The sequence below is a fragment of the Hymenobacter sp. UYAg731 genome, assembly GCF_054061335.1.
Map to the genome: position 1 here is coordinate 565,650 of NZ_JBSSEC010000003.1, position 26,291 is coordinate 591,940.

The 26,291-nt window shown below is 61.3% G+C and carries 27 protein-coding genes; 10 read left to right on the forward strand and 17 right to left on the reverse strand.

The genetic code is table 11. The features are described 5' to 3' along the window. Positions 1–240: a hypothetical protein gene (locus ACVWYF_RS10515; protein WP_457067564.1), complete on the reverse strand. Its 240-nt coding sequence runs from the start codon at positions 238–240 to the stop codon at positions 1–3. Positions 241–631: 391 nt separating this feature from the next. Here ACVWYF_RS10515 and ACVWYF_RS10520 point away from each other — a divergent pair, with 391 nt between their 5' ends. The 3 genes from ACVWYF_RS10520 (at position 632) to mgrA (ending at position 3,584) form a co-directional block, all read left to right on the forward strand. Then, positions 632–1,045 carry a hypothetical protein gene (locus ACVWYF_RS10520; protein ID WP_457067566.1) on the forward strand — a complete coding sequence of 138 codons (414 nt, stop codon included), beginning with the start codon at positions 632–634 and terminating at the stop codon, positions 1,043–1,045. Between the two features lie 225 nt (positions 1,046–1,270). Beyond that, on the forward strand, positions 1,271–2,356 hold the full coding sequence (gene fbaA / locus ACVWYF_RS10525; RefSeq protein ID WP_457067568.1) for a class II fructose-bisphosphate aldolase: 1,086 nt from the start codon (positions 1,271–1,273) through the stop codon (positions 2,354–2,356). 235 nt (positions 2,357–2,591) lie between these two features. After that, positions 2,592–3,584 carry an L-glyceraldehyde 3-phosphate reductase gene (gene mgrA / locus ACVWYF_RS10530; protein ID WP_457067570.1) on the forward strand — a complete coding sequence of 331 codons (993 nt, stop codon included), beginning with the start codon at positions 2,592–2,594 and terminating at the stop codon, positions 3,582–3,584. Positions 3,585–3,701: 117 nt separating this feature from the next. Here mgrA and ACVWYF_RS10535 read toward each other — a convergent pair whose 3' ends face one another. The 3 genes from ACVWYF_RS10535 to ACVWYF_RS10545 all read right to left on the reverse strand — a co-directional run bounded on the left by ACVWYF_RS10535 (position 3,702) and on the right by ACVWYF_RS10545 (position 6,642). Then, positions 3,702–4,361 (reverse strand): hypothetical protein, encoded by a 660-nt coding sequence (locus ACVWYF_RS10535; protein ID WP_457067573.1) that lies wholly within the window; start codon positions 4,359–4,361, stop codon positions 3,702–3,704. A 135-nt stretch (positions 4,362–4,496) separates the two neighbouring features. Beyond that, the gene (locus ACVWYF_RS10540) at positions 4,497–5,990 is read right to left on the reverse strand and encodes a hypothetical protein (RefSeq protein WP_457067575.1); all 1,494 of its coding nucleotides are present in this window, start codon (positions 5,988–5,990) and stop codon (positions 4,497–4,499) included. A 139-nt stretch (positions 5,991–6,129) separates the two neighbouring features. Further along, the gene (locus ACVWYF_RS10545; RefSeq protein WP_457067577.1) at positions 6,130–6,642 is read right to left on the reverse strand and encodes a hypothetical protein; all 513 of its coding nucleotides are present in this window, start codon (positions 6,640–6,642) and stop codon (positions 6,130–6,132) included. A gap of 118 nt (positions 6,643–6,760) precedes the next feature. Here ACVWYF_RS10545 and ACVWYF_RS10550 point away from each other — a divergent pair, with 118 nt between their 5' ends. Beyond that, positions 6,761–7,399 (forward strand): hypothetical protein, encoded by a 639-nt coding sequence (locus tag ACVWYF_RS10550; RefSeq protein ID WP_457067579.1) that lies wholly within the window; start codon positions 6,761–6,763, stop codon positions 7,397–7,399. Here ACVWYF_RS10550 and ACVWYF_RS10555 read toward each other — a convergent pair whose 3' ends face one another. The 4 genes from ACVWYF_RS10555 to ACVWYF_RS10570 form a co-directional block, all read right to left on the reverse strand. Next, positions 7,400–10,807, reverse strand: a complete 3,408-nt coding sequence (locus ACVWYF_RS10555) for a hypothetical protein (protein ID WP_457067581.1) — start codon at positions 10,805–10,807, stop codon at positions 7,400–7,402. A 150-nt stretch (positions 10,808–10,957) separates the two neighbouring features. After that, a complete protein-coding gene (locus ACVWYF_RS10560; protein WP_457067583.1) occupies positions 10,958–12,439 on the reverse strand; it encodes a hypothetical protein in 1,482 nt (493 codons plus the stop codon). Between the two features lie 117 nt (positions 12,440–12,556). Continuing rightward, positions 12,557–12,967: a hypothetical protein gene (locus ACVWYF_RS10565; protein WP_457067585.1), complete on the reverse strand. Its 411-nt coding sequence runs from the start codon at positions 12,965–12,967 to the stop codon at positions 12,557–12,559. A gap of 111 nt (positions 12,968–13,078) precedes the next feature. Beyond that, a complete protein-coding gene (locus ACVWYF_RS10570) occupies positions 13,079–14,416 on the reverse strand; it encodes a hypothetical protein (RefSeq protein WP_457067587.1) in 1,338 nt (445 codons plus the stop codon). A 213-nt stretch (positions 14,417–14,629) separates the two neighbouring features. Between ACVWYF_RS10570 and ACVWYF_RS10575 the strand changes: the two genes are divergently transcribed. The 3 genes from ACVWYF_RS10575 to ACVWYF_RS10585 all read left to right on the forward strand — a co-directional run bounded on the left by ACVWYF_RS10575 (position 14,630) and on the right by ACVWYF_RS10585 (position 16,662). Beyond that, the gene (locus ACVWYF_RS10575) at positions 14,630–15,019 is read left to right on the forward strand and encodes a hypothetical protein (protein WP_457067589.1); all 390 of its coding nucleotides are present in this window, start codon (positions 14,630–14,632) and stop codon (positions 15,017–15,019) included. A 157-nt stretch (positions 15,020–15,176) separates the two neighbouring features. Beyond that, positions 15,177–16,193, forward strand: a complete 1,017-nt coding sequence (locus ACVWYF_RS10580; protein WP_457067591.1) for an NAD(P)/FAD-dependent oxidoreductase — start codon at positions 15,177–15,179, stop codon at positions 16,191–16,193. Between the two features lie 142 nt (positions 16,194–16,335). After that, entirely contained in the window at positions 16,336–16,662 is a 327-nt protein-coding gene (locus tag ACVWYF_RS10585) for a 2Fe-2S iron-sulfur cluster-binding protein (protein WP_210520191.1), read from the forward strand. A gap of 229 nt (positions 16,663–16,891) precedes the next feature. Here ACVWYF_RS10585 and ACVWYF_RS10590 read toward each other — a convergent pair whose 3' ends face one another. The 4 genes from ACVWYF_RS10590 to ACVWYF_RS10605 form a co-directional block, all read right to left on the reverse strand. Then, entirely contained in the window at positions 16,892–17,146 is a 255-nt protein-coding gene (locus tag ACVWYF_RS10590; protein ID WP_457067593.1) for a hypothetical protein, read from the reverse strand. Between the two features lie 14 nt (positions 17,147–17,160). After that, a complete protein-coding gene (locus ACVWYF_RS10595; RefSeq protein WP_457067595.1) occupies positions 17,161–17,739 on the reverse strand; it encodes a sigma-70 family RNA polymerase sigma factor in 579 nt (192 codons plus the stop codon). A 110-nt stretch (positions 17,740–17,849) separates the two neighbouring features. Further along, a complete protein-coding gene (locus ACVWYF_RS10600) occupies positions 17,850–18,623 on the reverse strand; it encodes a DUF1223 domain-containing protein (RefSeq protein WP_457067598.1) in 774 nt (257 codons plus the stop codon). A gap of 197 nt (positions 18,624–18,820) precedes the next feature. Further along, complete coding sequence (locus tag ACVWYF_RS10605) at positions 18,821–19,768, reverse strand: hypothetical protein (RefSeq protein ID WP_457067600.1); 948 nt, start codon at positions 19,766–19,768, stop codon at positions 18,821–18,823. 172 nt (positions 19,769–19,940) lie between these two features. On the opposite strand from ACVWYF_RS10605, the gene ACVWYF_RS10610 reads away from it, so the two are divergent. After that, positions 19,941–20,447, forward strand: coding sequence for a KdsC family phosphatase (locus ACVWYF_RS10610; protein WP_457067602.1), 507 nt, complete (start codon positions 19,941–19,943; stop codon positions 20,445–20,447). A 52-nt stretch (positions 20,448–20,499) separates the two neighbouring features. Here ACVWYF_RS10610 and ACVWYF_RS10615 read toward each other — a convergent pair whose 3' ends face one another. Next, positions 20,500–21,150, reverse strand: coding sequence for a LuxR C-terminal-related transcriptional regulator (locus tag ACVWYF_RS10615; protein WP_457067603.1), 651 nt, complete (start codon positions 21,148–21,150; stop codon positions 20,500–20,502). A gap of 266 nt (positions 21,151–21,416) precedes the next feature. On the opposite strand from ACVWYF_RS10615, the gene ACVWYF_RS10620 reads away from it, so the two are divergent. Next, a complete protein-coding gene (locus tag ACVWYF_RS10620; protein ID WP_457067605.1) occupies positions 21,417–22,073 on the forward strand; it encodes a response regulator in 657 nt (218 codons plus the stop codon). Positions 22,074–22,118: 45 nt separating this feature from the next. Here ACVWYF_RS10620 and ACVWYF_RS10625 read toward each other — a convergent pair whose 3' ends face one another. Next, complete coding sequence (locus ACVWYF_RS10625; RefSeq protein WP_457067607.1) at positions 22,119–22,835, reverse strand: DUF1345 domain-containing protein; 717 nt, start codon at positions 22,833–22,835, stop codon at positions 22,119–22,121. Between the two features lie 108 nt (positions 22,836–22,943). On the opposite strand from ACVWYF_RS10625, the gene ACVWYF_RS10630 reads away from it, so the two are divergent. Next, positions 22,944–24,434, forward strand: a complete 1,491-nt coding sequence (locus ACVWYF_RS10630; protein ID WP_457067609.1) for a nicotinate phosphoribosyltransferase — start codon at positions 22,944–22,946, stop codon at positions 24,432–24,434. Positions 24,435–24,441: 7 nt separating this feature from the next. On the opposite strand, the gene ACVWYF_RS10635 is transcribed toward ACVWYF_RS10630, so the two are convergent. The 3 genes from ACVWYF_RS10635 to ACVWYF_RS10645 form a co-directional block, all read right to left on the reverse strand. Then, a complete protein-coding gene (locus ACVWYF_RS10635; protein WP_457067611.1) occupies positions 24,442–24,663 on the reverse strand; it encodes a hypothetical protein in 222 nt (73 codons plus the stop codon). Positions 24,664–24,713: 50 nt separating this feature from the next. Beyond that, complete coding sequence (locus ACVWYF_RS10640) at positions 24,714–25,139, reverse strand: hypothetical protein (protein WP_457067614.1); 426 nt, start codon at positions 25,137–25,139, stop codon at positions 24,714–24,716. Between the two features lie 342 nt (positions 25,140–25,481). Beyond that, positions 25,482–26,249 carry a DUF4262 domain-containing protein gene (locus ACVWYF_RS10645; RefSeq protein WP_457067617.1) on the reverse strand — a complete coding sequence of 256 codons (768 nt, stop codon included), beginning with the start codon at positions 26,247–26,249 and terminating at the stop codon, positions 25,482–25,484. Between the last annotated feature and the right edge of the window lie 42 nt (positions 26,250–26,291).

Sequence of the window (26,291 nt, forward strand, 5' to 3'; positions counted from 1 at the left end):
CTACGCCGCCGGCAGGCAGCGCACCACGTAGGCCACCAGCGCCTGAAACGTGTCGGCCCGCCGCAGCTCGGCATCGTCGAGCTGCACGTAGCAAGCCTGCTCCACTTCGCAATACAGCTCGTTGCGCTCCATCTGGCTGGCAAACACGGCGCTCAGCTTCCGGCGCGGTACCAGGCGGGAAGGGGCGATGAGGTGCCGCCGGAAAATCCGGCGGAGAATGCGATATATCTGCTTTTTCATGGTGGACGAAGGATAACAAGAACCGGGATAACCGACCGGCTAAAACCAGGTTTAGGCAGGGGGCCAGCGGCCAGGGCCGGGCGGCCGGCGGGCCGGTTTGGTGCGTCAAAGTTGCCGGGCCGCCGCCGGGGCTTCACCCCCCAATCGCCCAGCCGCGTCGCCACGCCGACTACCGGCCCGGTTGCACCGCTTGCGGGCCACTGCCGGGCCACTCGGACACAAAGCGAAGCCGTTGGCAGCAGCAGAGCGGATGTTCATCGACTTTTTGAACGAAGCCGTCGATTAGCAGCCCCATTTACATACTCAGGCTCACATATTTGGTCTGATATTTACGGTTCCTTCCCCGCCGCTCCGGTCACGGCCTGTTCCCCACGCATTAGTTGCTGTTCCCATGCCCGAAGCCTCCGGCCACATCACCGCTCAGGAAACTGCGACTGCCCCCGTCAGCGGCTGCGCCGTTTCGCCCAATGTCGTGCCCGGGTCCCGCCTGCTGGCAGATGCGCCCGGTGCGCAGCGCCTGGCAGATAGCCCGTTTGTGCTGGGGCAGAACTACCCCAACCCCCACCACGGCGAAACCACCGTCCCATTTACGCTACCAATAAATGCCGATATTCACCTCGATTTATTTGACTGCCTGGGCCGTAAAATGGCCGGAGTGGTGCGCAAAGGCCGCATCGCCGGGTCGCAGAATATAAAGTTGAATCTGGAGGGCTTGGGATTGCCGGCTGGCGACTATATTTACCGTCTACAGGTCAGCAACCGGTTCGGGATATACCAGCAATCGAAGCAGATGACCATCGAATAAAAACGACTGAAAGTGAGTGGGCTGACTAGTGCTGCCCGAGGCCGACCGCTGCAACGGTCGGCCTCTTTTTTGGGGGTCCGGGGCCGGCAGTCGCATTCGTTTGGCCGAAACCTTTCAGGTTAGGCAGCGCCGCCCGTACTTTGCCGTTGGGGCCGCCGCCGCTGGTGGCCCGCTTGCTCACCTGCTTCACCTCCCACCGCGGCCCCGCCGCATAGCTTTTTTCTTATGGCTGACCAAACCCTGACCGGCCTGCGCGCCGGTGTGCTGCACGGCGACGAAGTGCAGGCCCTCTTCCAGCACGCCAAGGCCCACGGCTTCGCCCTGCCCGCCGTAAATGTGACCGGCACCAACACCGTGAACGCCGTGCTTGAAACCGCCAAGGCGGTGAACTCGCCGGTTATCATTCAGTTTTCGAACGGCGGCGCGCAGTTCTTCGCCGGCAAATCGGTGCCCAACGGCCAGCAGCAGGCCAGCATTGCGGGCGGCATTTCGGGGGCCCAGCACGTCCATCTGATGGCTGCCTTGTACGATGTGCCTGTGATTCTGCACACCGACCACGCCGCCAAAAAGCTCCTGCCCTGGATTGACGGCCTGCTCGATGCCGGCGAGAAATACTTTGCCCAGCACGGCCAGCCGCTCTACAGCTCGCACATGCTGGACCTGTCGGAGGAGCCGATTGAGGAGAACATCGAAATCTGCAAGCGCTACCTGGAGCGCATGGCCAAAATCGGCATGACGCTCGAAATTGAACTCGGCGTAACCGGCGGCGAGGAAGATGGCGTGGACAACTCCGACGTGGATTCCAGCAAGCTCTACACCCAGCCAGAGGAAGTGGCCTACGCCTACGAACAGCTGAGCGAAATCAGCCCGCGCTTCACCATCGCGGCCGCTTTCGGAAACGTACACGGCGTGTACAAGCCCGGCAACGTGAAGCTGCAACCCAAGATTCTGCACAACTCCCAGGAGTTTCTGCGCCAGAAGCACAACATCGCCGAAGCCCTGCCCATCGACTTCGTGTTTCACGGCGGCTCGGGCTCCAGCCAGGAGGAAATCCGCGAGGCCATCAGCTACGGGGCCATCAAGATGAACATCGACACCGACCTGCAATGGGCGCTGTGGGAAGGCATCAAGGACTACTATGTGAAGAACGAAGGCTTCCTGCAAGGCCAGATTGGCAACCCCGGCGGGGCCGACTCGCCCAACAAGAAGTACTACGACCCGCGCGTGTGGCTGCGCAAGGGCGAAGAGACGTTCTCGGCGCGTTTGAAAACGGCGTTTGAGGATTTGAACGCCATCAACCGCCGGCCCTAGTTTGCTAGGGAGCGGGCCTGTTATTGCGAGCGCAGCGCAGCAATCTGTTCTGTTTTTCGCAACCAGCCCACTAATATGCTAAGCCCTGACGCCCGCGACGGCGTCAGGGCTTATTATTGTCGGAGGATTTAGACCTCATCACAACTCAAGGGCTGGTCACAATGGGAGGATGGGTTGCCGCGTTCCGCTGCGCTCCACTCGCAACGACAGACGTCCACCAGTTTCTCCAACCAACATGCCGTACCAGCCCAGCCCCGCCCGCTACCGAGCCATGACTTATCGCCGCTGCGGCCGCAGCGGCCTGAAACTGCCGGCCCTCTCCCTCGGTCTGTGGCACAATTTCGGCGATGTGGACCTGCTCGCCAACTCCCGCGCCATCCTGCATCGTGCTTTTGACCGTGGCATCACCCACTTCGACCTGGCCAACAACTACGGCCCGCCCCCCGGCTCGGCCGAGGAGAACTTCGGCCGCATCCTGCGCGAGGATTTCCACGCCCACCGTGATGAATTAATCATCTCATCTAAGGCCGGCTACTACATGTGGGAAGGACCCTACGGCGAGTGGGGCTCGAAGAAATACCTCGTCTCCAGCCTCGACCAAAGCCTGAAGCGCATGGGCCTGGAGTACGTCGACATCTTCTATCACCACCGCCCCGACCCCGATACGCCCCTGGCCGAAACCATGGCCGCTCTCGACCTCATCGTGCGCCAGGGCAAGGCCCTCTACGTGGGCCTGAGCAACTACCAGCCCGCCGAGGCCGCCGAAGCCTTCGCCCTGTTGCGCCAGCTGGGCACGCCCTGCCTCATCCACCAGCCCAAGTATTCCATGTTTGAGCGCTGGGTAGAAGGCGGCCTGCTCGACCTGCTGGGTGACGAAGGCGTGGGCTGCATCCCGTTCTCGCCCCTGGCCCAGGGTTTGTTGACCGACAAATACCTACACGGCATCCCCGACGACTCCCGGGTGGCCAAAGGCGTGGGCTTCCTCACCGAAACCAACCTCACCCCCGAACGCCTTGACCAAGTCCGCCGTCTCAACGACCTGGCAATAACCCGTAACCAAAGCCTCGCCCAAATGGCCCTCTCCTGGCTGCTGAAAGACGAGCGGGTAACCTCCGTCCTCATCGGGGCCAGTAAACCTGAGCAACTGGATGACTCGCTAAAGTGCCTGGAGAATCTGGCATTCAGTGGGGAGGAACTGGCGGGTATTGAGGAGATTTTGAGGAATTAGAACGAACGACAGAACATCATACCGAGGGTAGCCGAAGCATCTTGCGTGGGGTAGCAACTCCACCTTCCAATAATGCGAGCCAGATGCCTCGGCTACGCTCGGCATGAACTTTTATCTCTACTTCCCAATCGACCCAATCTTGGGCTGAATCTGGATGATAAAGCGCTTATTAAGCGCCTCCTGGCTGCCGGTGTAGCGGCCGGCCCCACGGAAGCCGCTGCCCGCCGCTACCACCTCTAAATTAGCCGGAAACCGCAGTCCCGCCTCCTCCCAGAGCCGAATCACAGCCAGCGCCCGGCTGTAGCTCAGTTGGCGCACGGCGGGCCCATCGAGGTTGTGCGGGTCGTTGGCGGGATAGCGCAGGTCTTTGGCAGCGCGGCCCTCCACCACGATGAGGTACTGCACGTTGTCGTCGTTTTTTATCGACTGCATCTCGCTCAGCAGGAAGCGGCCGGCTTTTACGAGTGGGGTCTGAGCCTCGTAGGGCAGCACGTCGCTCTTGGGCGCAAAGGTGACCGGAAATTTCAGCTCGTATCGCTTGTAAGTGGGGTTGTACTCGAAGTAATTGCTTTCAAGACGCTTAAGGGCGGCTTTGATTTCATCGAGCTTACGTTTCTCTGCTACCTGCACTTTCAGCTCCGAAATCAGGCGTTCATTCACACGCTGCTTGTCGTTGGAGCGCTTGAAACCCAGCACGAACAGCACGAGCATGATGAGGAACAGGGCCGTCATCAGGTCCACGTAGCTGGGCCAGAAAAAGTCTCGGCTCTCTTTCATAGACCACGGATTTTAGCGGGTTTTTCGGATTTTGTAGTCGATTCTCTATTTCCGCCTTCACTTCAATGGTAAGCTGGCTTGATAGTCGTCTGGCTCCCCTCTTCTGAAAGGTGCCGGGGGTGGTGAGGTGAACGGCTACTTCTTGCCCAGCACGGTGCGCTGAAACCAGTTCGGTTTGGTCAGCTCTTCCAGCACTTTGTTCGTCCGGTCCACTTGCAGCAGCAGCTGCTGCTGGAGCTGGGAATCGACCAGCAGGCGGCCCTCCAGGCGTTGCATGGCCTGGGCCGTTTGGGTTGCCTGGCGCTCTTGCAGCACATTGAGGTCCTTTTGCTGAGCCGGGAGTTGGGTGAAGGGATTAAGGTACTCGGTGATTTTCTGGTAAACGTTGTTCTCGTTGAGGCGGCGGAAATGCTGCTGCCATTGCTCGTGGGCGGCACTAGCTTCCTTTTGCAACTCCTGCAGGCGGCCATCCAGCTCGGCATCCATGCGATGCACGCCCTCGCTCACACCCTGACGGATTTGTGCGCCGAGGTCGGCCAGCAGCTTGCCGTGCTGGCTGAAAAACGCTACCTGCTGGCGTAGCGCATCGTCGTGCTGCTGCAAGTATTGCGGCACGCTGGCGAGGCCCTGCTCCAGCGCAGTAAGGCGGTTGAGCAGCGCGCCAATGGTCTGGGCGGCCTCATTGCTGTGAACTACGGTGGTGTTGAGGGCCTGTTGGTAGCCCAGGAATTTCTCGAAAGTCTGAGCACTTTCATCCACCCTATCAAACACTTTGATGGTGGCATTGGCCAGTTCCGAATAGCCGATTTTTTCCAGCTGCTCCAGGAAATTCTTTTGCACGCTCACGTTCTCAGTGATGCTGGCGATGAGCGGCGTGAATTCGTGAATCTTGCTGAAAAAATCGTTCTGAATCTGGCTGAAGAACTCCGTATTAAACGAATCAAGTACCGATTTCAGGTTGCTCATCCCAGCCTGCATGTCGGAGTTCAGCTTGGGCAGCAGGGCCTTTTGCAGGAAGGTGTAGTAGGCATTTTTGTTGCGGTCGCGCACGGCGCGGGCCTGTTTCAACAGTTGGTTGCCGGCCAGCGTGAAGGCGAGGCCGAACAGGCTGCCAATCATGGCAATGAGCACGCCACCGAGAAAATGCTGCACGTCGGTATTGCTGAACGACGTATCCTTCGCCGGGTCCGCCACCACGCTGGCAAAGGGGTTGCCCACCAGCGCCAGCAAGCCCAGAATGGCCCCCGTAAACGTGCCCAGCAAACCCAGATACAGCGGCGTGGCAATCTGGGCCTGAATCTCTTCATCCAGCGCCTCGGCGTGGCGCTCGGAAATGTCTTTCAGGATACCAAAATCAGCCGCCGCACCCCGGTTGTTCAGCAGGTACTCGTTGGTATCGGTAATTATTTGGCCGAACTCCGGCGAGGCATCACGGGTGATGAGGGCATCGTACTGGATATCAAAATTCTTTTCGGGCTGCGCAGCCGTGAACGTGATGGGCTGCACGGCTACCGCGCCCGCCAGCGGGTACATGGCCTGCACCTGACTGGTCAGCTGGCGGTTGCGCAGGAACACCAGCGCCTGCCAGGCCACCAGCGCCAGGATGAGAAGGATTTCAATTAGGAGCATAGCTAGGATTTACGGCGAAGGTAGGGAGGCATATTTGCGTCTCGTCGTTGAACGACGAAAACCGCGCCGCTGGAAAACGGGCGCGGTCCTCATTCAACAATCAATATTTAAAGACGAGACGCAAATATGTGTTTTACACCTAACTCAGCGCGATTTCCGCCTTCTGCACGACGTGCCAGGCGTCATCGCGCTTTTCAAGCCGGCCGGGCGTCAGGTTTTTGATGGTGGTGAACTGCTCAGTGGGCGGCAGCTCAAACTGAAAAAACTCCTTCAGCTCGCGCACGCCGTTGCCGATAATGCGCGACTGGTCGGCCTGCGGGCTGAACGAGAATTGCGCCGTTTCGGCCGCCGCGTGGGGCAGCGTGATGAGCAGCGGCATCTGCGGCAGCGGGTGGGGACTGAGCTTGCGGTGTTCGATGCTGGGCACGTCGGGAGCCGGCGCATAGTAGTGTAGCGGGCCGTTGGAGGCCGCAGGGGCGCTGGCCGAGGTATCGGAGGCAGCTTCCGAAGCTGCGGCGGCAGGCTCAGAAGCTGCAATCATTTCCTGAATGGCGGGCGGCGTGGAAGTGGGCGCGGCCCACTCGATGGTCTGGCCGGTTTCAAGCGGCTGGTCGTTGCCGGGCAGTGGCGGGGTTGGCGCGTTCGGATTCATAGTGGCGGAGCGGTGGGGCACCGGCGGCCAGCCCCCGGGCGGGGTATCGGCGGCCGACGGGCGGGAATTAAAATTCGGCTTGTTCTTCTTACTGCTCCCCGTTGGCTTATTCGAGGTTTTGGAGGCAGTTCCCTGCGCCTCACGCATCGACTGTACTGATACGTTGCGGGCCGTTTTCTCAGGCACCGGGGTACTGGGAGCCACTCCTGGAGCCGAAGAATCAGACGCGGCAGTAGATGGTGCAGCCGGCGACGGCGGGGATTTCCATACATTCTGGACGGGCTTTTTCTGCCCTTCTGCGGGCGAAGGCACGGGCCGGGTATCACCCGCCTGGGGCACCGGGCGGGATGGCCCCGAATTGCGGCGCGCCCACAGCCAAGCACCCAGCACACCAATCGCCACCCCAAACAGCACGCTCACTATCGTGGACCAATTGGAAGCCGGCGCGGCAGCTGGCACAACTGCGCCGGGAGCAGCTACCGTATCGGCCGGGGCTCGTGTAGTGGGAGCGCTGGCAGCCGGCTCCTTAGCAGCCAACGCAGCGCTGGCCGATACGCGGACGCTGCCTCCACTGTCCTTTGCCAAACCGACCGTGTCAGCAGCCTTCAACTTAGGCACCGCAGTGCCCGCCGGCGGCTGCGCCCACGCGGCTAGGCTACCTCTCAGCAGCCCCAGCAGCAAGAGTAGCAGCAACAGCCGGCTGCCCTTACGCGGGCAGCCGGCCGGCTTGAGCAGGCTCACCGAGCCCGCCATGTAACTAGTTGAGCGGCTGCGCATCGTGAAGCACCTTGGATAGCTCATACAGGGCGTTTTTGAACGGCAGGAAGAACAGCGTTTCGGGCACGGTATCACCGTCGCGGAGTACGTCGGCGTACTGCTGGCGGTAGAGATTGAAGGAGTCGCCGAGGCTGCGCTCCAATGTGCTCATCACAAGGCCCTGGTCGTTTTTCACGCCCAGGTCAGCCTGCACCCGTTTCAACTCGGGGTCTTCAAGCAGCAGCTTGAGACAGGCGCGGGCGTTATTCAACACGGCCTGCTTGATTTCGTCGGTCACGGCCGTGGCTTCGAGGTGGTGCTCACCTTTGTCAGCCAGCGGGTTTTCGGGGTCGGGCAGCACGCCGACGGGGCGCACCAGGGGCGGGTCCTGCGGAATCTGGCCGGTGGCAAGCACGCCGCCGTTGGCCGTGGTTTGCTTGGGGTCGTCAGCCAGCTTAATGCGGAAGTCGGTCGGCACGGTTTGGCCGGTGGCTTTTTCCATGATGAGGCGGGCCAATTTTTCCACCGGCTGCAGGTTGGAGCCGGCCGCCAGCAGGCGCACGTAGAGGCTGCCGCGCCCCGTGAAGCACAGGTAGCGCGGCAGCTGCTGGCCGTTGGCCACCGTCACCTGCGCCACATGGTAAATCAGCGCGCCGAAGTGCAGGTAGAACAGCACGCGCAGGTGCTCGGCCCGCAACAGCCGCTCGCTGAAGCCCAGCAATTGGTCGTAGTTGAACAGGAAGCTGGCCACATCTTCGGAGCCGAAATTATCGGTTCCTTCGGCCACCAGCACGTATTCGCGGGCCCGGCGGGCGGCGGGGCTCAGCACCGCGCTTTGCACACCGGCCACGCCGAAACGCACGAGGCCGTTGTCCTTCGAGCCGCGTACTTCGGCCCCGCCATCACCCCACAAATCATTGCCGGCGAAGCGGAACGAGGTGCTCAGCACCGGCTTGCGGTCGGCGTAGAGCAGCACGTCGGTGGTGCCGCCGCCGATGTCGATGAAGGCCGCGTTTTCGCCCGGTCCCAGGGTCACGATATTGCGGCGGGTGAGGTAGTAGTACGGCGCGGTCGACTCCACCATGCAGGGCATGGAGTTGGTCGTCTTGAACACGTCGTGGAACAAGGTGTCCCACTCGCGCTGGTACAGGTTGCGCTGATAGGTCGAGAAGCTCAGCGGGGCAAACCAAGTGATTTGCGTGGCTGCGAGGTTGCCGCCGTTCAGGGCCACCTTAGCGCGGCACAGCAACAGGATTTCCTTGAAAAACGCCCGCACGCGGTTGGTAGTGGCGATGTTCAGCGAATTATCCCACTTCAGATTGGTGTGATAGTTGGGCCGGCGCTGCTCCTCGGTGATGATGCCGAAAGCCACGTTGATGTTGCCGAGCACGCTTAGCTCCTGAGTGGCGTAGTTGGCCGCCTCGTAGGTGGCGGTGCGGGCCGGGAAGGCGTAGGGCGAACTGTCGGCCCCGATAATCGGGGGCACGAATTCGCGCTCCTGGTACTGCTGCCAGCGCTTGATTTGCACGAAGTTGGCCGGGTCGTCGTCGATGCCGCGGTACAGACGCTCGTAGGCGCTGCGGTCGGGCTCGGCGGTAGCTTTTTTCAGCAAAGCCACCGGCGTATCGCTCAGGCCGAAGCTGAAGGGCTTGGGCTCCTGGCCGGGACTGTCCTGCATGGCCACATGGGTGTTCGTAGTTCCGAAGTCGATGGCAAAACGGTACTCCTTGGTGCCCTGGCGCTGCTCGGGCCAGCGTGGGATGATGAGCGCACGGCCCTCGGCCGGGGCCGGGTTCAGCACTTCGAGGTAGTCGAAATGGGTGCCGCGTATCTCGAAATAGGTGCTGCCTTCGTCCTGGCTGGTTTTGGGGGTGCGCTCGTAGCGAGTGGCACTCTGGTCGGTGCCGGTTTCGCTGAGCTGGTGGCCGTTGGCCCAGAATTTCAGGTCGACCTTCTTGGTCACCATGCTCGGGTCGATGTTATTGGCATCCACCAGCATGACCTTGTAGAAGTCGTTGAACTGCGGCGCATCGGCCACTTTCACGAACGGGAAAACCGACAGCGCCACGTTGGTCACGCGCAGGCGGCCCATGCCCTCGCCCTGCGGGTTATCGTAGTAAGCGCGCTCATAATCAACATAGTCACCGCCACTCACCGGTATCCGCAGCTTCACCCGGATGCAGGCCGATTCCAGCTCCATGGTGAGGTGCTCGGCCAAATCCTGCTGCGTGAAGTAGTCGAAATACGCGGGCTTAATGGGCAGCAGCGGCCAACTGCTAGGCCGAAAGCCGGGCGCAATTTTCAGGTTGCCAACGAAAAAACGGGTTTCGTCCACCTCGTAGGGCACGGCCAGCAGGGTTTCTTCCAGCAGGTCGTTCACCGTGAGGTATGGGTAGGGCAGCTCCGGGCCGGGCAGCGTGCGCTCCTTTAGCGGGCGCGCATCGGCGGCAGGCACGGTCGCGCCGCTATCGGCAAACAGCGTTTCGTTGTAATACTTCTTGCCCACCGCTTTCAAACCAGGGCGCAGCACTATCGGCAGCGGCCCCGCTACCCCAGCCCGCGTGGGCCGGATGAACAAGTCGGAACCGCGCACGGTGCCCTCGTCGGGCCGCACACGCAGCAGCACGCCGGCCACGTCAATCTGGTTGTTCGAGGCGTCGGTGAGGATGGGGAAATTGCTCAGGCTGGCGGTGCCATCCATCGCCCATTTTTGCAACTGGCCGCGGTCCAGCGTGTCGCGCACCAGCGGGGCCATCGTCGTCAGAGCCGGGTCGCCCACGAACTCCTGGTACACGTAGTCGCGGAACGCGGCTTCGCGGTTGGCCAACGGCACGTATTGGTTATCAAAATAATAGCCCCCCCCCTGCGGACGCTGCACCGGCAGCGGCTTCACATTCGGGGCCGGGAAAAACAGCGTGAGGGGCGAAGTGCCCCCAATGAGCTGCGGTACGCCATTCGCGCCGGGGAAGTAGATGAGGTGCATCTCCGACAGCTTCGCAAAGCGGCCGTCGAGGTACAAACTCAGCACGTCGGCCAGCGGGCGGGTGGCGGGGTTGGCGCGCAGTTTGGCCAGCTCCTCGTCCTTGCGCCAGGCCCGGATTTGCAGGCGCTGGCTGGCCAGCTTGCGCTGGTGGAAGTTGAACACCATCTCCCACACGTCCCAGAAGTGGCTGACGAGCTGATGATACACTGAATCCTGGCTCACGCCGCCCTGCGTCACGAAGCGCAAAGCCGTCTCCACCAAGTGCATGCGGGCGAAGGGGGAAGGAATCGAAACCGCCACCTTGGCGGCGCGGCCACCTTGCGGGTCGAGCAGGCGCTCCACTTCATGGGGGCCGATTTTACCAGTCGGCCCCCAGCCCTCATGGGTGCTGGAGCCGGTGTCGTGTAGTCGCAGGATTTTAGCCATGTTTTGATTTATAGTCGAAATCAGCACGTCATGCTGAGCGCAGCCGAAGCATACCCCCTCAATATTAAATGATTACTTGCGCAGTAGAGATGCTTCGGCTGCGCTCAGCATGACGTTCTTTGATATACCAGAAATAAATTGTTTGGGCGCTTAGGAATACTGTAGCTTCTTGTCCAGAATCTCGCCCGTCGCCTCTTCAAAGGCCTTCACCACCCAGCGCAGCGCCTCATTCTCCGTCGGGTTGCTCAGCGTCGCCTTCCCCACCGCCTTCGTTAGCTCATCGCGGAAGAAGCCGGGCGTGATGCCTTTGCTGAAAATGCCGGTTTCCACGGTCTTATCGCTCACCATTTTATTAAAATCAACCTCATCGGCGCGGATGGCCGTGTAGCGGCGCTGGTTCACGCCCAGCTCGCGCAGCCACTCGTTGTAGTCGCCGAAGAAGTCGGTCAGCTCGCGTAGGGCGCGGTTGTTTCGCAGTTGGGCGGCCAAGTCGCCGGCTTCGTAGTAGGGCGCTTTGGCGTCGTCGGGGGTGTGCTTGAGAAAGTAGCGGGCGAAGTAGTGCAGCTGGATGAGCGGGCGGGCCACTTCCTGGCGCATCTCGGTGGGTAGCTGGCCGAAGTCGATATCGGTAGTGTCGGCTTTCAGGCCATACTCGTGGTAGAGGGGCTGGTTACCATCGAGCTGGTTGTCGGGCACTTCCATGAAGTGGGGCACGGCCAGCGCGCCCAGCAGTTCCAGCAGGTGGGCCTGGTTGCGCTGCTCGGCGCGGCCAGGGTGGTTGGCCAGCGGCTGGCCGGGCTGGTCGCCAAGGTAATACATGGCCTCCAGCCCTTTCAGGTTATCGGCGTAGTACGAAAGGGCCGTTTTCGTCTTCGTGATGAAGGTATTCGAATCGATGAAATCCTGGCCGGCCGACTTCTCATCCGCCGATGGGTCCTGCAATTTGAAGTACGGCAGCATCACCAGCGCGCCGGCTTTGAGGCGGCGGCGGATTTCGGGGTGGGCCAGCGGGGAGTTGGCGTCGCGCAGGTTTTTCACCAGCAGCGGGAAGCCGGCCGCGCCCGTCCCGCCAAAAATCGAGCTGATGAAGAAGGCCCGGTCCCCGTCCTGCAGGCTTTGGGCGAGGTAGCGCATTTCCTTGGATTGCACCACGGCGTTCAGCACCACCGAGCCCACGTTGGGCGAGCCCCGGAAGCCCACGTCGAGGTTGGCCGCGAGGCTGTCCTGGGTGAAGAGCAAATCGACCAGCCCCTGGGTTTCCACCGAGAGGTCGTTGTACTTCAGATAGTCACGGAAGGGCTGGCTGATGCCGCCGAAATCGTACACGAACGAGTCGCGCAACTCCTCGCCGCCGCCGCTGGTGTTGAGGTGGGCCAGCGTGTTCATGGGCTGGCTGAAGAAGCCGGTTTTTTCCTTCTGGCCGTCGCCGTACAGGGCTTCGTGGATGCGGGCGTAGCGCTTGAGCAGGGCCACGGTGCGGGTCACGTCGCCGTTCTGGGTATCAGGGTCGATGAGGACGGGTACCACTTGGTCGCAGTTCGGAATGCGAACCCCGGATGCCAGCAGCATGGTGAGGGAGCGCAGCACGCGAGCCCCTGTGCCGCCCACGGCAAAAATGAATAGTTTGGACATAGCATTGAGAAGTAGCACGAAGCTCCAGCTTCGCGGGTCATTGAACGGCTTTAGAGTACTTGCGGGCGGCGCTACTGGCGCAGCCGGTACGCGAAGCTGAAGCTTCGCGCTACATCGTTAGAACGGTCCTACAAACGGCGTGGTGCGGGCATACGTGCTCCACCGCTTCAGCAGCACCGAAAAAAGCAGAAACCACAAGGCTGCTACCAGCATATTGACAACCACGAAGTAGCCGAGATAGCTGCTCACTTCCGCCCCGTGGCTTTTGCTGAGGCTATTGGCCAGAAATACGCCCAGCCCGGCAGCCAGCGCCAGCGTAAGGGCCCAGTGCGGGGTGCGAAACATGCCGGTACGCAGGGCCGAGTTGAACACGTAGTAGAACGCCAGCACCAGCAACAGGCTCACGCCCAGCGTGCTCCAGCCTACAAGCGAGAACAAATCCGTTTTATACAAGCCGTAATCGGCGGGGCGCTGGCTTTGAAAAATGGAAATCAGCGCCGAGTACAGGCTGGTGAAGAAGGTTTGCATAGGTTGAAAAAAGGGGTTTAGAGCTTAGTACCAAGAACTCAGAGCTTAGAAAAAAAGAGGTCGAATCCTGGAATTCTAAGTTCTTGGTTCTACGCTCTAAGTTCTAAAATCTCATTTGTCACTTTTGAGCGGAAGCTGAACCGTAAATACGGCGGGCAGCGTGGTTGGATACGATTGACGTATGCCGGCCAGGATTTGGTCGAGGCCAAACGTGCGGGGCGTGGGCGTATTGTCGTTGGTCGTGCTCCAGGCCGAAACCCAGGCCGGCGTTTCCGGAGCGGGCAAACTCACGGTGAGCGTGGCCGTGGGGCTGGCCAGCTTGCTCACCCGCAGGCGCACTACGTGGGTGTAGGGCGCGAGCACGGGCTGACCGCTCTGCTCCTCATCGGTGAGCGGGCGCACCGAATTGGGCAGCAGGCTGGCCTGGCCGTTGGGCAGGCGCACCTGCAGATGTTGGGCCAGAAATGACGAATTCTGCCAGGCCACGGGCAATTCCTTCAAATCCAGGCCCACCGAAAAGTCCACCGGGTCGTCGGAAGGGTTCAGGGTCAGGCCGTTGTTTTCGGCGTACACCGTGCCGCCGCTCGACTTTAATTTCGGGTCCGTGAGCTTAGTGAGGAGCGGCGCGAAGGCCGGCGTGCTGGTTTTCAACCCAAAAAATGCCTGCTGAGCCGGGGCATTTTTGAATACCTCAGCCGCGTAGCGGGCCACCTGCGCGGGCGGGCCGATAACCCACACATAGTAAGGCACTTTCTCGCCATTGAGCGTGCGCTTCTGCACCGGCGTTTTCACGGCCGGGAAGTAGCTGCCGTAGAAATGGGAGGTTTCGCCGAACACCGCCACGGCCAGTTGCTGCCGGCTCACGGGCGCGATGGAGGTGCGAATCAAATTCGGCAGCTGCGAGAAATCCGACTTGCGGGCCGGGCCATAGATAAAATCCGAAATCACCACGCTCACCTCCTCCCCGGCTTTGGGGCGGTTCAGGATTCCTTCCAGCATCTGGGGCAGCTCGGTGCCGAGGGCGGCTTGGCTCACTTCGCCCTGCACCACGTCGCGCAGCTGCTCGAACTTCACGGGCCGGGGCGCGGCGTTTTCGCAGAGATAATATTTGCGCTCGGCCACCGCCCCGTTCACCTGGGTTTCGGTGATGAGCGCGCCGATGCGCTTTTGGAATTCAGTGGCCGGCTTGTCGGCCCCGCCACGCGGCACGAAGCCTTTCATGCCGCCCGAATATTCCAGAAAAATGCTGACGTGCAGCGGCGCGGCCTCGGCGCTGGCGGGCATTCCGGCAGTGGCTTTTGCTCCTTTACCGGGCTTGGCGGCAGTGGTTTCGGCCGGCTCCGAGCCGCAGGCGGTCAGCAGTGAAATTGTCCCCAAAAACAGGCCGGCGAGCCGGAAACAACGAAACAGACGCGGCGCGGGCACACCCACGAAATCGAAAATCGGCATAGAAGAAACGCTAGGCTATGTTTTGGGGCGAAGTATAGGCATTACGCAGCGAACTACCCGCCGGCCGAAAACCAGGCCATTAAACGCAGGCAACCGGCTGGTGGTACGTGCCCTTTTGCCGCCGACCAAAGTTCGCTGCTTTCCGTAGTTGTTTCTTCTGGCCGCCGCGCGGCGCGTCATTGGCCTGTCTGCTCCTTTTTCCCCGTGCCGCTTATGCGTCTCATTGCCTTTCGCCCCGAATACCAGATTACCGCCGAGCCGGGCCGCAACCGCATCTTCTACAAGCACTTCGCCGAGCTGGCCCAGGCCCACGCCCTGCCCGAATACCTCCACGACTGGCAGGTGGCGCTTGATGCCGTGCGCCCCGGCTTCACCATTCTGAGCGATATGACCGAGCTATCGGAGATATCGGAGCCGCTGGCCGAGCTTTTTGCGCAGGTTCAGCAAATGCTCAACGGCCGGGGCCTGCGCCTGATTGCCACGGTGTACGCCCCTGGCAAGGCCCACCCCCATGAAGAATCGACGCCCGAGCGGCCCCGGCGCATCTTCACCGACCTCTGGGAGGCCGATAAGTTTCTGGACGAGCTGGTGGCTGAGGGCTAGATTAACGACTTTCGAGCCAACGTTTTGGGGGCCGGGGCTGTTATAAAACGAGCGGCCGATTGGCCGCCCCAACCCCGACCCGTACCTTTGCGCCAACGGCCTCCTACGTTGTGGCCGCTTCAAAGCCGACGCCCGGTTAAAGGCACTTACCGCATTTATGTCCAACACCATTTCCACCGATATCTGCATTATCGGCGCCGGCCCGGTCGGTCTGTTTGCAGTTTTTGAAGCGGGCTTGCTCAAGCTCCGCTGCCACGTTGTTGATGCCCTGCCGCAGCCCGGCGGCCAGCTCTCCGAGATTTATCCCAAAAAGCCGATTTACGACATTCCGGGCTTCCCCGAAATCCTGGCCGGCGACCTGGTCGACAATCTGATGAAGCAGATTGAGCCCTTCCACCCCACCTTCACGCTGGGCGAGCGGGTTGAAAAGTTCGAAAAGCTCGACGACGGCTCCTTCCAGCTATTCACCACCGACGGCACCGAAATTCACTGCAAAGCCGTAGCCATTGCCGGCGGCCTGGGCTCCTTCGAGCCCCGCAAGCCAGCCGTGGAAAACCTGGAGCATTTCGAAGGCGGCAAAGGCGTGCATTACATGGTGCGCGACCCCGAGCACTTCCGCAACAAGAAAATCGTGATTGCCGGCGGCGGCGACTCGGCCCTTGACTGGACCAATTTCCTGGCCAATGTGGCTTCGGATGTCACGCTCGTGCATCGTGGCACCACTTTCCGTGGCGCGGCCGACTCGGCCGAGAAAGTGCAGAAGCTGCATGAAGCCGGCAAAATCAAGCTCGTGCTTAGCTCCAACGTGACGCACCTGCACGGCAACGGCGAGCTGAAGGAAGTGACCATCACCGGCAATAACGGCGAGGCCGAAACCGTCCCGCTCGACTGCTTCATTCCGCTATTTGGCCTCACGCCCAAGCTCGGCCCCATCGGCGAGTGGGGCTTGGAAATCGAGAATGATGCCGTGAAGGTGAACACCGTGGACTACAGCACCTCGCTGCCCGGCGTGTACGCCATCGGCGACATCAACACCTACCCCGGCAAGCTCAAGCTCATCCTTTGCGGCTTTCACGAGGCCGCGCTGATGTGCCAGGGCGCATTCAAATACATTTTCCCCGACAAAAAGTACACCCTGAAGTACACGACCGTGAACGGGGCTCCCAGCATGTAATCTGGCAACACAGCACGTCATGCTGAGCGGAGCCGAAGCATCTCTACCGCGCAAGTAATTGATTTACTATCGCGGTAGAGATGCTTCGGCTCCGCTCAGCATGACGTTCTTTTGTCCAAAGTATCCAAGTTCAAATCACCACATGGAAGAAGACATCCGTATTTACGTCGAAGAGGCTCCCGGCCAGCGCACGGAGCTCATCGGCCCTACCGACATGGGCCTGAGCCTGATGGAGCTGCTGAAAGCCAGCGGCTACGACATTCAAGCCACCTGCGGCGGCATGGCCCTGTGCGCCACCTGCCACGTTGAGGTACTGGCCGGCCCCGCCCTGCCCGAGCCCGAAGATGCCGAGCTCGACATGCTCGAAACCTTGCCCGTGGTGCATGAAGGCTCCCGCCTGAGCTGCCAGATTCGCCTCACGCCCCGCACCGATGGCTTGGTGGTGCGCCTCGCCCCAACGGGCGCATAGGTGCCATTTGCAGTTGCGAGCGCAATGCAGCCAACGAAGTTCAGCGTTGCTAATGCTGTTTTATCGATGCAGAAAGCGCTTTAAAGGTAAAAAGCCCCGACGCTGGAATAGCGTCGGGGCTTTTTGGCAATAAACTGGTGCTGGCACATCAGTTGGCGCGCCGCTGAGCACAGGAAGCATTAGCGACGTTGAGCTTCGTTGGCTACACTCCACTCGCAATGGCAGAATGTTACCCGGCTGCGGTCAGCCGCTCCCGCATCCGTTCCTTGGCCGCTTCCGAAAGCATTGGGCCGGCCGTGGCGCGGGTGGCGGCCGAAGCGCGTGCCCACTGGGCAATCAGCACGGTTTGTTTGGCGTAGCGGTTGCAGTAGGGGCAGTAGCGCAGGTGCAGCCACAGGCTGGCGCGCTGCTCGCGGGCCAGGGCGTGGCCGGCCTGCTGCTCGATAAGCAAGGTGGCGTGTTGGCAGGTGATAAGTCGTAGCATAGCGGATAGGATAGTTAGTTTTTGCCTAGGCCGTGTTTCTCGAGGCAGCGGCGGAGTTGAAGCTTGGCCCGATGGACGATAACCCAGTAGTTGGCCGAACTCAAGCCCAGCTCCTGACAAATTTCTTCGGCCGATAATTCCTCCACGAAACGCAGGGCAAACACGGCCCCTTGCTGCGGCGGCAGCCGGTCCTGGCAGCGTTGCAGAATGTCGTGCAGTTCCTGCTGCTCCAGGGCGGCATCGGCCCGGAGCCAGCTGGCGGGGGCCTGCGGGCCGGTCCAGTGGCCGTTTTCGGGCACGAAAAAGTCGGCTTCGGTGGGGCCGCCATCTCCGACTTCATCCAGCCCGATGTGGGTGGCGCGGGCCTGCCGCCGGTAGTAGTCGATAATTTTGCGGCGCAGAATCACGAACAGCCAGGTGCGCTCCGAGGCCTCGGCCCGAAACGTGGCCAGGCCATCCAGCGCACTAAGGAAGGTTTCCTGCACCAGCTCTTCGGCCATTTCCGAATCGGAGACGCGGCTCAGGGCAAAGCGGTAGAGCTCGTCGCCGAAGCGGGCAGGCCATTGGGCCGGAACAGGAGTGGTTGGGGTCATGCGGGGCGACGGCTGGGTGGGCAAAGGTCGCACTGCAATATTACACTGCACTGAGTGAGTAGGCCTGTATCAGTTATTCGGCAAGTATCCTAAATTTCCCGGATAACTGCTCACTGCTCATTGCCGACGGCTACGCTGGCCGCGCCCACAATGCGGCGCGAGGCCACCTCCTGCACCAACACCACGGCCCGCAGGCTGGGGCGCTTCCAGTTGGCGGCAAGTTGCAGGGGTGGGCTGGCCGCGAAGGTGCCATCGGCCCCCACCCGGCCCAATGGCACCAACTGGCGCACCACGGCCGCGTGGTGCAGCAGCAGGCCCGAGTTTTCGCCCCGCCCAATCTGCGAGGCCAGGCCGCTTTCGGTGATGGCCAGCAGCACTTCGGTGGCGGGCGTGCCGGAGGGCAGGCTGCTCACGCGCACCTGCGCCGTGCTGCCGGCCATGGCCACCGTCACGGCCGCTTGCGGGACTTTGGCAGCTTTGGCCACGGCGGCGGCCAAATCGCCGGAGCGGCTGCCCACCAGTTCGTAGCGGCCATTCACCACGGCCTGGGGCGTGTAGGAACCCGTGCCGAAACCGGCAGCATACTCCCGCTGCCGCGCGGTATAGGCCGGGGCCGAGAAGCCGTCCTTCCAACCCAGCCGGTTCCAGTAATCGACGTGCTCACCCAGCGCGATAACCTCCGCGCCGGGCACCGACTGGGCTTTTTCCAGCTCACGTAGCGCCGCATCGGCGGCTGGGCAGCTGGAGCAACCTTCGGAGGTAAAAAGCTCCACGATAACCGGCACCCGGCCGGCTCCGGGCGCTGGAGCCCCGGGCCGCGCCGGCACCAACGCCACTGCACTTCCCAATATCGGAACGGCCAACAACCATCTTAATGCTTTCATGACAACCTGAAAAAAGCCGACGTGAAGGCCGCCGGACGCAAACGCGGCCAGCACCTCCCTTGCCTGGTCAGACGCGGCGCGGGCCGTAGCCTTACACTCGGCGCATAGAAAAGCCCCCAACTCGCCGGGGCGCGCTGAGGGCTTTTCAGGGATTGGGTTGAGTGCAAGCTGCCGCTTGCTGCCGCTTGCTGCCGCCGCTACTGGCCGCGCTTGGCCGGAACCTGGCCGGTAGTGCCCGCCGGCACCGCCGGTGCCGGCGCGGCCGGGGCAGCGGCGGCAGCCTCGGCCGCGCCGGGCGTGAAGTTGAACATCTCCAGCGCGATGCGCCAGCCGGCATCGGCTTCGCGGCGCCAGATGCGCAGGAAGGTGCCGTTTTCCTCGGGGTGGTTGGTGCTGGCCGGGCGGTGCAGCGAGCCCACTACGTAGCCCAAATCGCCGGCGGCGGCCAGGTAGCCGGTATTGGCAATGAAGAGGTAGCCCCCGTCGATGGATTTCATGTTGGCCGAGGCCGCCGCGCCCTGCATCATCGACAGGCCCGAACGGTACAGGCGGGTTTCGGCGCTTAGGTACTGCTGGTAGGTGGCCCCGGGCTTCATGAGCTCGGCGGCGGCAAACTTGCTGTCGACGTCGAGTACGATGTTGGACGGCGCGGTGCTGGGCGTGGCGGCAGCGGCCATCAGGTGGGGCCGGGCCACGGTGGTCACCTGCGCGGGCACCGCCCCAATGCGCTCAATGCCCATATCCACGGCAAATTTCCAGCGGCCATCCAGTTGCTTGCGCCACACGGTCACGTACTCGCCGGCCGACACCGGACGGTTGTTTTGCAGCGTGGTCCAGGGGCCGGTGGTGTAGCCCAGGTCGCCCGACTGCGCCGCATCGGCCAGCACCGGATACCAGGTCAGCTTGCTGCCGGGGCGCGAGGGGCGCGTGCGCCACACTTCCTGGGCGTTGGCCAGCTTGCCGTTCTCGGTCACCAGGGCTGTGGGGGAACTATTGGCCAGAAATGCGGCCTCCGTACTTGTCTGCGTAGCCTGGGCAGCAAATGCCATTTCGGCTGCTACCACCGCCTCGTGGGGCGACTGCCCAAAGGCTGCCATCGGAAACAGAATGGCTACGGCAGCGCTTATAGTCAATTTATTCTTCATAGGATACAGGTAAAGGTAATTCCTCCTGCTAAGGTACGCGGTCCGGTATAATTATACTTTTGGTACAATTTTCACTTTGGCTTTCCGTGCCGAACTTGCGGCCCTATTGGCCTCACCAGGCCGGTTTTGGCTTTTCGGGCCTCTTGCTTTATTCGTTTTTTTCCTTGCCTTTATGAAATTATCCGACCTCACTGCCCGGGCTCGCCGCATTCGCCTGGTTCTCACCGATTGCGACGGCGTGCTGACCGATGGAGGGGTATACTATTCCGAACGGGGCGAGGAGATGAAGCGCTTCAATATCCGCGACGGCATGGGCGTGGAGCGCCTGCGCAGCCACGGCATTATGACGGGCATTATGACGGGCGAAATGTCGCCTTCGGTGCGTACCCGCGCCGCCAAGCTGCGCATCGAGGAATTGCACCTGGGCATCAAGGACAAGCCCGCCTGCCTGCACGAAATCCTGGCCCGCACCGGCCTGGCGGCCGGGGAAGTGGCCTTCATCGGCGATGACACCAACGACGTGGAGATTCTGGGCCTGGTCGGTTTCTCGGCCTGCCCCGGCGATGCTACTTCCTTTGCCCGCGCCGTGGCCGACTTTCATTGCCAGACCGCCGGGGGCCACGGCTGCTTCCGCGAGTTGGCCGAGTTCATCATCGCCGCACAGAGTGGCGGTGAGTAAGCGTCATGCTTCGTGGCGCGCTGCATGACGTGTTTTCAGCTCACACTCTCCCCTATTCCGGCAGCAGGCCCTGGCGGGCGGCCAGCTTGATGAGGGCGGCGGTGTTGCGGGTCTTGGTTTTCTCCATGATGTTCTGCCGGTGGGTTTCGACGGTGCGCTTGCTGGTGAACAGGCGCAGGGCGATTTCGGCGTTGGTGAAGCCTTCGGCCACCAGGCTCAGCACTTCCATCTCGCGCTTGCTCAGGCCCAGGCTCAGGCGGGCGGCGGTGCCATCAACGGGCCGGGCCAGGTGCAGCCGGTTTAGCAAGGCCAGGCCGAGGGCCGAGCAGAGAAACGGCCGGCCGGCCGCCACCGTGCCCAGGCTGTGCAAAAGCTCCGGCAGCAGCGAGGTTTTGAGCAGGTAGCCGTTGGCCCCCAAATCGAAGGCCCGGGCCACGTAGTGCTCATTAGTGAGCTCGCCGCGCGCCAGGATGCGCAGCTGGGGGTACTGCTCGCGCAGGGCCACCAGCACCGCGAAGGGGTCGGGGCCGGGCAGGCTCAGGTCGAACAGCACCACCGAGGGATTCAGCGTGGGCAGCTGGGCCAGCAGCTCCTCGCCAGTTGCGGCTTCGCCCACTATTTCCAGGCCGATGGCAGCTCCCAACCCAATGCGCAGTTCCTCGCGGGTCAGGCTACTGCCATCGGTGAGTAGCAAACGAATCATGAACGGGGGAAAAGGGAGAGCAGGCTGCTGAAAGGTATCAAATTCTCAGGTTACAAATCAAGAAAATGAGAATAATCAACCCGAAACTACCGTTTTTGCTAAGCTCAACTATAACCTACGCAACAAAAGCAGTATAAATCCCTTCTAAAAGCCTGCTTAATCCGGACGATTTAGTACAAATACGTAGCCTCGGATTACGTACAATAGCATGCTGCCAACCTTGTGGCGTGGCGGCCGTTTTGGCTAGTTCTAACTCTCTTCCCGCTATGACCAGACTTCTGCTTGCCGATGACCACACCATCCTGCGGGATGGCATCCGCGCCCTTCTTTCTGCCGAACCCGACCTGGAGGTAGTGGGCGAAGCCAGCAACGGAGCCGAGGTGCTGGCCCTGCTCGAAACCACGCCCGTGGACGTGGTGCTGATGGATGTGCAGATGCCCGTGCTCGACGGCTTTGCCACCATGCCGGAGCTGCGCCAGCGCTTCCCCGAGGTGCGCGTGCTGGTGCTCACCATGCTCGACCACGAAAACTACGTGGCCCGCATGCTGGAAGCCGGCGCGCTGGGCTATGTGCTCAAAAACGCGGCCATCAGCGAAATCACGCATGCCATTCGGACCGTGGCGACGGGAAACCCATTTTTATGCACTGAAATCGGCCTGAACATGCTTTACAAGGCCGTGGCCCAACGCAGCAGCACCGAGGATGCGGCGGCCGAAGGCCACTCCGGGGCCGACCTCACGGCCCGCGAGCTGGAGGTGCTCAAGCTCATCGCCGAAGGCATGACCAACGGCGAAATCGCCGATAAGCTCTTCACCAGCAAGCGCACCATCGAAACCCACCGCCAGAACATCATCGCCAAAACACAGGCCAAGAACACCGCCGCCCTCATCAAGCTGGCCGTGGGCCGGGGGCTCATTTCTTAGTAGTTAACGGTTAACGGTTAGTGTGGTTCCACTAACCGTTAACCGTTAATTCAGCATTCCGCCGAGGGTGCCGATGGTGAGGGCCACGATGACGGTGTTGAAGATGAAGGCAATGAGGCCGTGCAGCAGGGCCGCACGGCGCAGCTCGCGGTTGCCGATGCCGATGTCGGCGGTTTGGGCCGTCATGCCGATGACGAAGGAGAAGTAGGCAAAATCCACGTAATTGGGCGTGAGTTTGGAGTCCTGGTCCTGGCCCTGGTCGTCGGGAAATACCAAGCCGCCGGTGTCGTGGCCGGTATCTTCGTCGGCATTGTAGTAGGTGTGGGCGTAGCGCAGCGTGAACACAAGCTGTACCAGCATCCAGGCCAGTACCACGGCGGCTACGCTGAGAATTACGTGTACCTCGCGTAGGTCTTTCGAGATGCCTTTGAGCGAGCCCATCAGGCCCACTACCGCGCCCAGGCTGGCCATGGCCGCGCCTACTACCAGCACGAAAGCCTGGGTGCGCGGCAGGTCCTCGGAGGCAGCTACGCGGCGGATGTCGTCGGTGTCGGCCTGCCACATGCCCGTGAGTATCAGGGCCAGGTCGGTGGCGGCGAAGCCTACCCAGCCCACCACCACGCGGGCCAGCGTGCCCAGTAGGTGCGGGGCCAGCAGCGCCGCCGCCACGCCGATTATTAAGGCAAGGGCCAGCCGCCAGCGCACGTCCATAGTCCGCGCCCAGTTCATGAAGCGCGGGCTTTTTGTCTTCTTTTTACTCATTTGGCCGGCAAGGTAATGCGGCCCCGCCGATGCCGGCGCGGCGGCCACTCGGGCCGTAATGGCCGCCGGGCCGTAAGCGAATGCGTCGTTTCGCTGTTATTTCGTGGTATGAATGCTGCCCCCCTCTCCGGCCTCTACGCGCCCTCGCTCGCCCTCGTCACCGATTTATACCAGCTCACGATGGCCTACGGCTACTGGCAGCAGGGCCTGCAGGACCGGGAAGCGGTGTTTCACCTGTACTTCCGCAAGGCCCCGTTTCAGGGGGGCTACGCGGTAGCAGCCGGGCTGGCCTTGGCCGTGGACTGGGTGGAGAACCTGAAATTCTCAGACGATGATTTGGAATATCTCGGCAGCCTGCGGGGCAGCAAGGGCGGGGTAATGTTCCCGCCCGACTTCCTGCGTTACCTGCGCGAGCTGAAGTTTACCTGCGACATTGATGCCATGCCAGAGGGCACCGTGGTGTTCGGCAACGAGCCCATTATGCGGGTGCGCGGGCCGCTGCTGCAAGCCCAGCTGCTGGAAACGGCGCTGCTCACGCTCATCAACTTTCAGACGCTGGTAGCCACCAAAGCCGCCCGCATTCGCGAAGCGGCCGGGCCGACGGACCAGATTCTGGAGTTTGGCCTGCGCCGCGCCCAGGGCTTCGACGGGGGCCTGGGAGCCAGCCGGGCGGCCTACCTGGGCGGCGGCGATGCCACCAGCAACGTGCTGGCCGGACAGCGCTACGGCATTCCGGTGCGCGGCACCCACGCCCACAGCTGGGTGATGGCCTTTGAGAATGAAATCAAGGCGTTCTCGGCCTACGCCCAGGCGTTTCCCGACGATTCGGTGTTCCTCGTGGATACGTATGACACGCTGGAGGGCGTGCGGCAGGCCATTCACGTAGCGCGGGACATGCGCGCCAGGGGCCATGAGCTGGCCGGCATCCGACTCGATTCGGGCGATTTGGCCTACCTCAGCCGGGAGGCGCGGGCGGTGCTGGACGAGGCCGGCTTCACGGAAACGCGCATCGTGGCCAGCAACGATTTGGAGGAAAACCTCATCACCAGCCTCAAGCAGCAGGGCGCCCGCATCGATACCTGGGGCGTGGGCACGCAGCTCGTGACGGCCTACAACCAGGCCGCCCTGGGGGGCGTGTACAAGCTGGCCGCCCTGCGCAAGGCCGACGACTCGGGCTGGGATTTCACCATCAAGCTCTCCGAGCAGGTGGCCAAAACCAGCATCCCCGGTATTTTGCAGGTGCGCCGCTACCTGAACGAGCACGGCAAGCCCCGCGCCGACATGCTCTACAACACGGCCGAGCATCTGCCCAACCACCTCATGCTGATTGACCCGGCCGACAGCACCCGCCGCCTGCCCATCCGGCCCGAAACGCAGTACCGCGAGCTGCTGGAGCCTGTATTCCGGCGCGGCCGCCGCGTACTCGACCTGCCCACCCTGGCCGAAAGCCGCGCCCTTGCCCAGCGCGAAGTGCAGAGCCTAGACCCCGGCGTGCGCCGCTTCCTCAACCCCCACACCTTCCCCGTAGGACTCGAAATGGGCCTCTACGAGCACCGCACCCGCCTCATTCTGGAGAAGCGGCCAGTGCGCCCGGCGTAGGGTGCAATTATGACCAGTCGCCAAACAACAAGAAAGCTACCCCGATGAAAATGACTACGGCAGCCACACTCATCATCAGCGCCAGAAAGTTGCTGAAGCTGCTATTCGAGACATTCGCTTTGCGTAGCCCCGCCGCCAGATAGACCAGTAAGCCCCCCACTACCAGCCCGGCGACGCCTAAAAAGTTGGCAATAGGCTGAAGCGAGCCAAGCAGTAAGAACGGTTGCATGGAGGGGGTAAAAAGCGTCTGCAGAGTCGAATATAGACCTACTAGCACCGTTACGCTGTGGGCCGCGCCGGCGGCACTTCGCAGCGGCCGATGGCCAGCAACCAATCCTCGCCCCAGCGGCTGAGGCGGTACTGGCGGCGTGGCCCGATGCGCTCCCACGTCAGCAGCCCCACCGCCACGAGGGCGTTGTGGGCGCGGCTGCCAGCCACCCGCTCGATGCTGGCGGCGGCGGCCATCTCGCAGCCGGTCTGGGTTTCGTTGCGCAGGAAGCAGGTCATCATGCGGGCCTGGGTATCGTTGCCGCGCCCGTTGCTGTGGGGCACCAGCGGCTCCAGCGCCGCCATCAGGCGCGCATGAAACTGGCCGGGCTCGTACGGGTCGGAGTAGGTGACCACGGGCGGCGCATCGCGCCGGGCAATGCGCCCGGCCAAGCCCTCCAGCAGTGGTTCGATGGTGCGTTTGGCGGGGGTAGCCATAAGGTGCGGCAGCGGAAGAGCCTGCCGCGACTAAGTTACGATACAAACTCGGGCAGTTTGTATCGTTGCAATTGCGCGTTGTTCACATATTTGCGCGGTTAGTATCGTTGCAACGGCGCGTTGTTCGCATTTCCAGGTAGTTTGTATCGTTGAGAATACGCGTTGTTCGTGTTTCTACGCAGTTTGTATCGTAGTACGCACGTGTTGTTCGCTTTATCACGAGGTTTGTATCGTTGCAACGGCGCGCTGTTCGCATTTCTGTGCCGCTTGTATCGTTGCGGGCATCCGTTGGGCTGTATTTGGCGGAGTTTGTATCGCTATAAGTGATAACTCCAGACAAGACTATGCATCGTCTTGCTGCTCATTTTCCTCAATTTCTTCTCTTGTCCATTTTGCGCCGACAAATTCGCGGGTTGCCATTTGTCCCGTTGGCAAATTGAATAGTTTGTTTATCGATTGGTCGTGTTTCACAACTTCTTCCAGACAAACAACCATTATGTCCTCGTCTGTCACATCATCTTCGGACCAGAACTGCCATGCGCCGTCGTCGTTGTCGTGTACTACGCGCAGTATTGGTTGACCTTCTTTAAGGATTTGCCTTGCTACAAAAGCAGCAACGTTTCGATGCTCAAAGAATTTAAAGTCAAGCTTACGGTCGAGCAAAGGCTGGTCGAATTCGTAGCTCTTATCAAATTCCGGCTCCCAGGGAAATTGGCTGGCTTTATCCGTCCAGAATAATTGCAGCGCTGGAAAGGCTTCGTAATCGTAAAACCACTGGGCATAGCCAAAATAATCAACGATGTTGTCTGCATCAATCTGGCGAAACTGAACCGGATGTAGCTCCAGAATCTCGAAGTTATCAACAGCTATTTTCAATGGATTTCCCGCCTTGATTAGGTCCCCGGCATCGTTCAAAATGGCGTGCATCGTATCGAGTGGAAGACCAAAAGCAATTATTTCAGGATGGTTAAAATTCTTCCAGAGGCCAATGGTGTAAGCGAATTTGGGAGTAGCAGTGTCTGCATCAAATAAACAGACTGTCCATCCGTGTTTTTCAACATCGTTTTTGATATTGATTTCGGCCTGTGTATCATGTTTTTCGTGCGACATAGCGGTAAAAATAGCTTATCCTTTGCCACAAAAAAGCCCTGT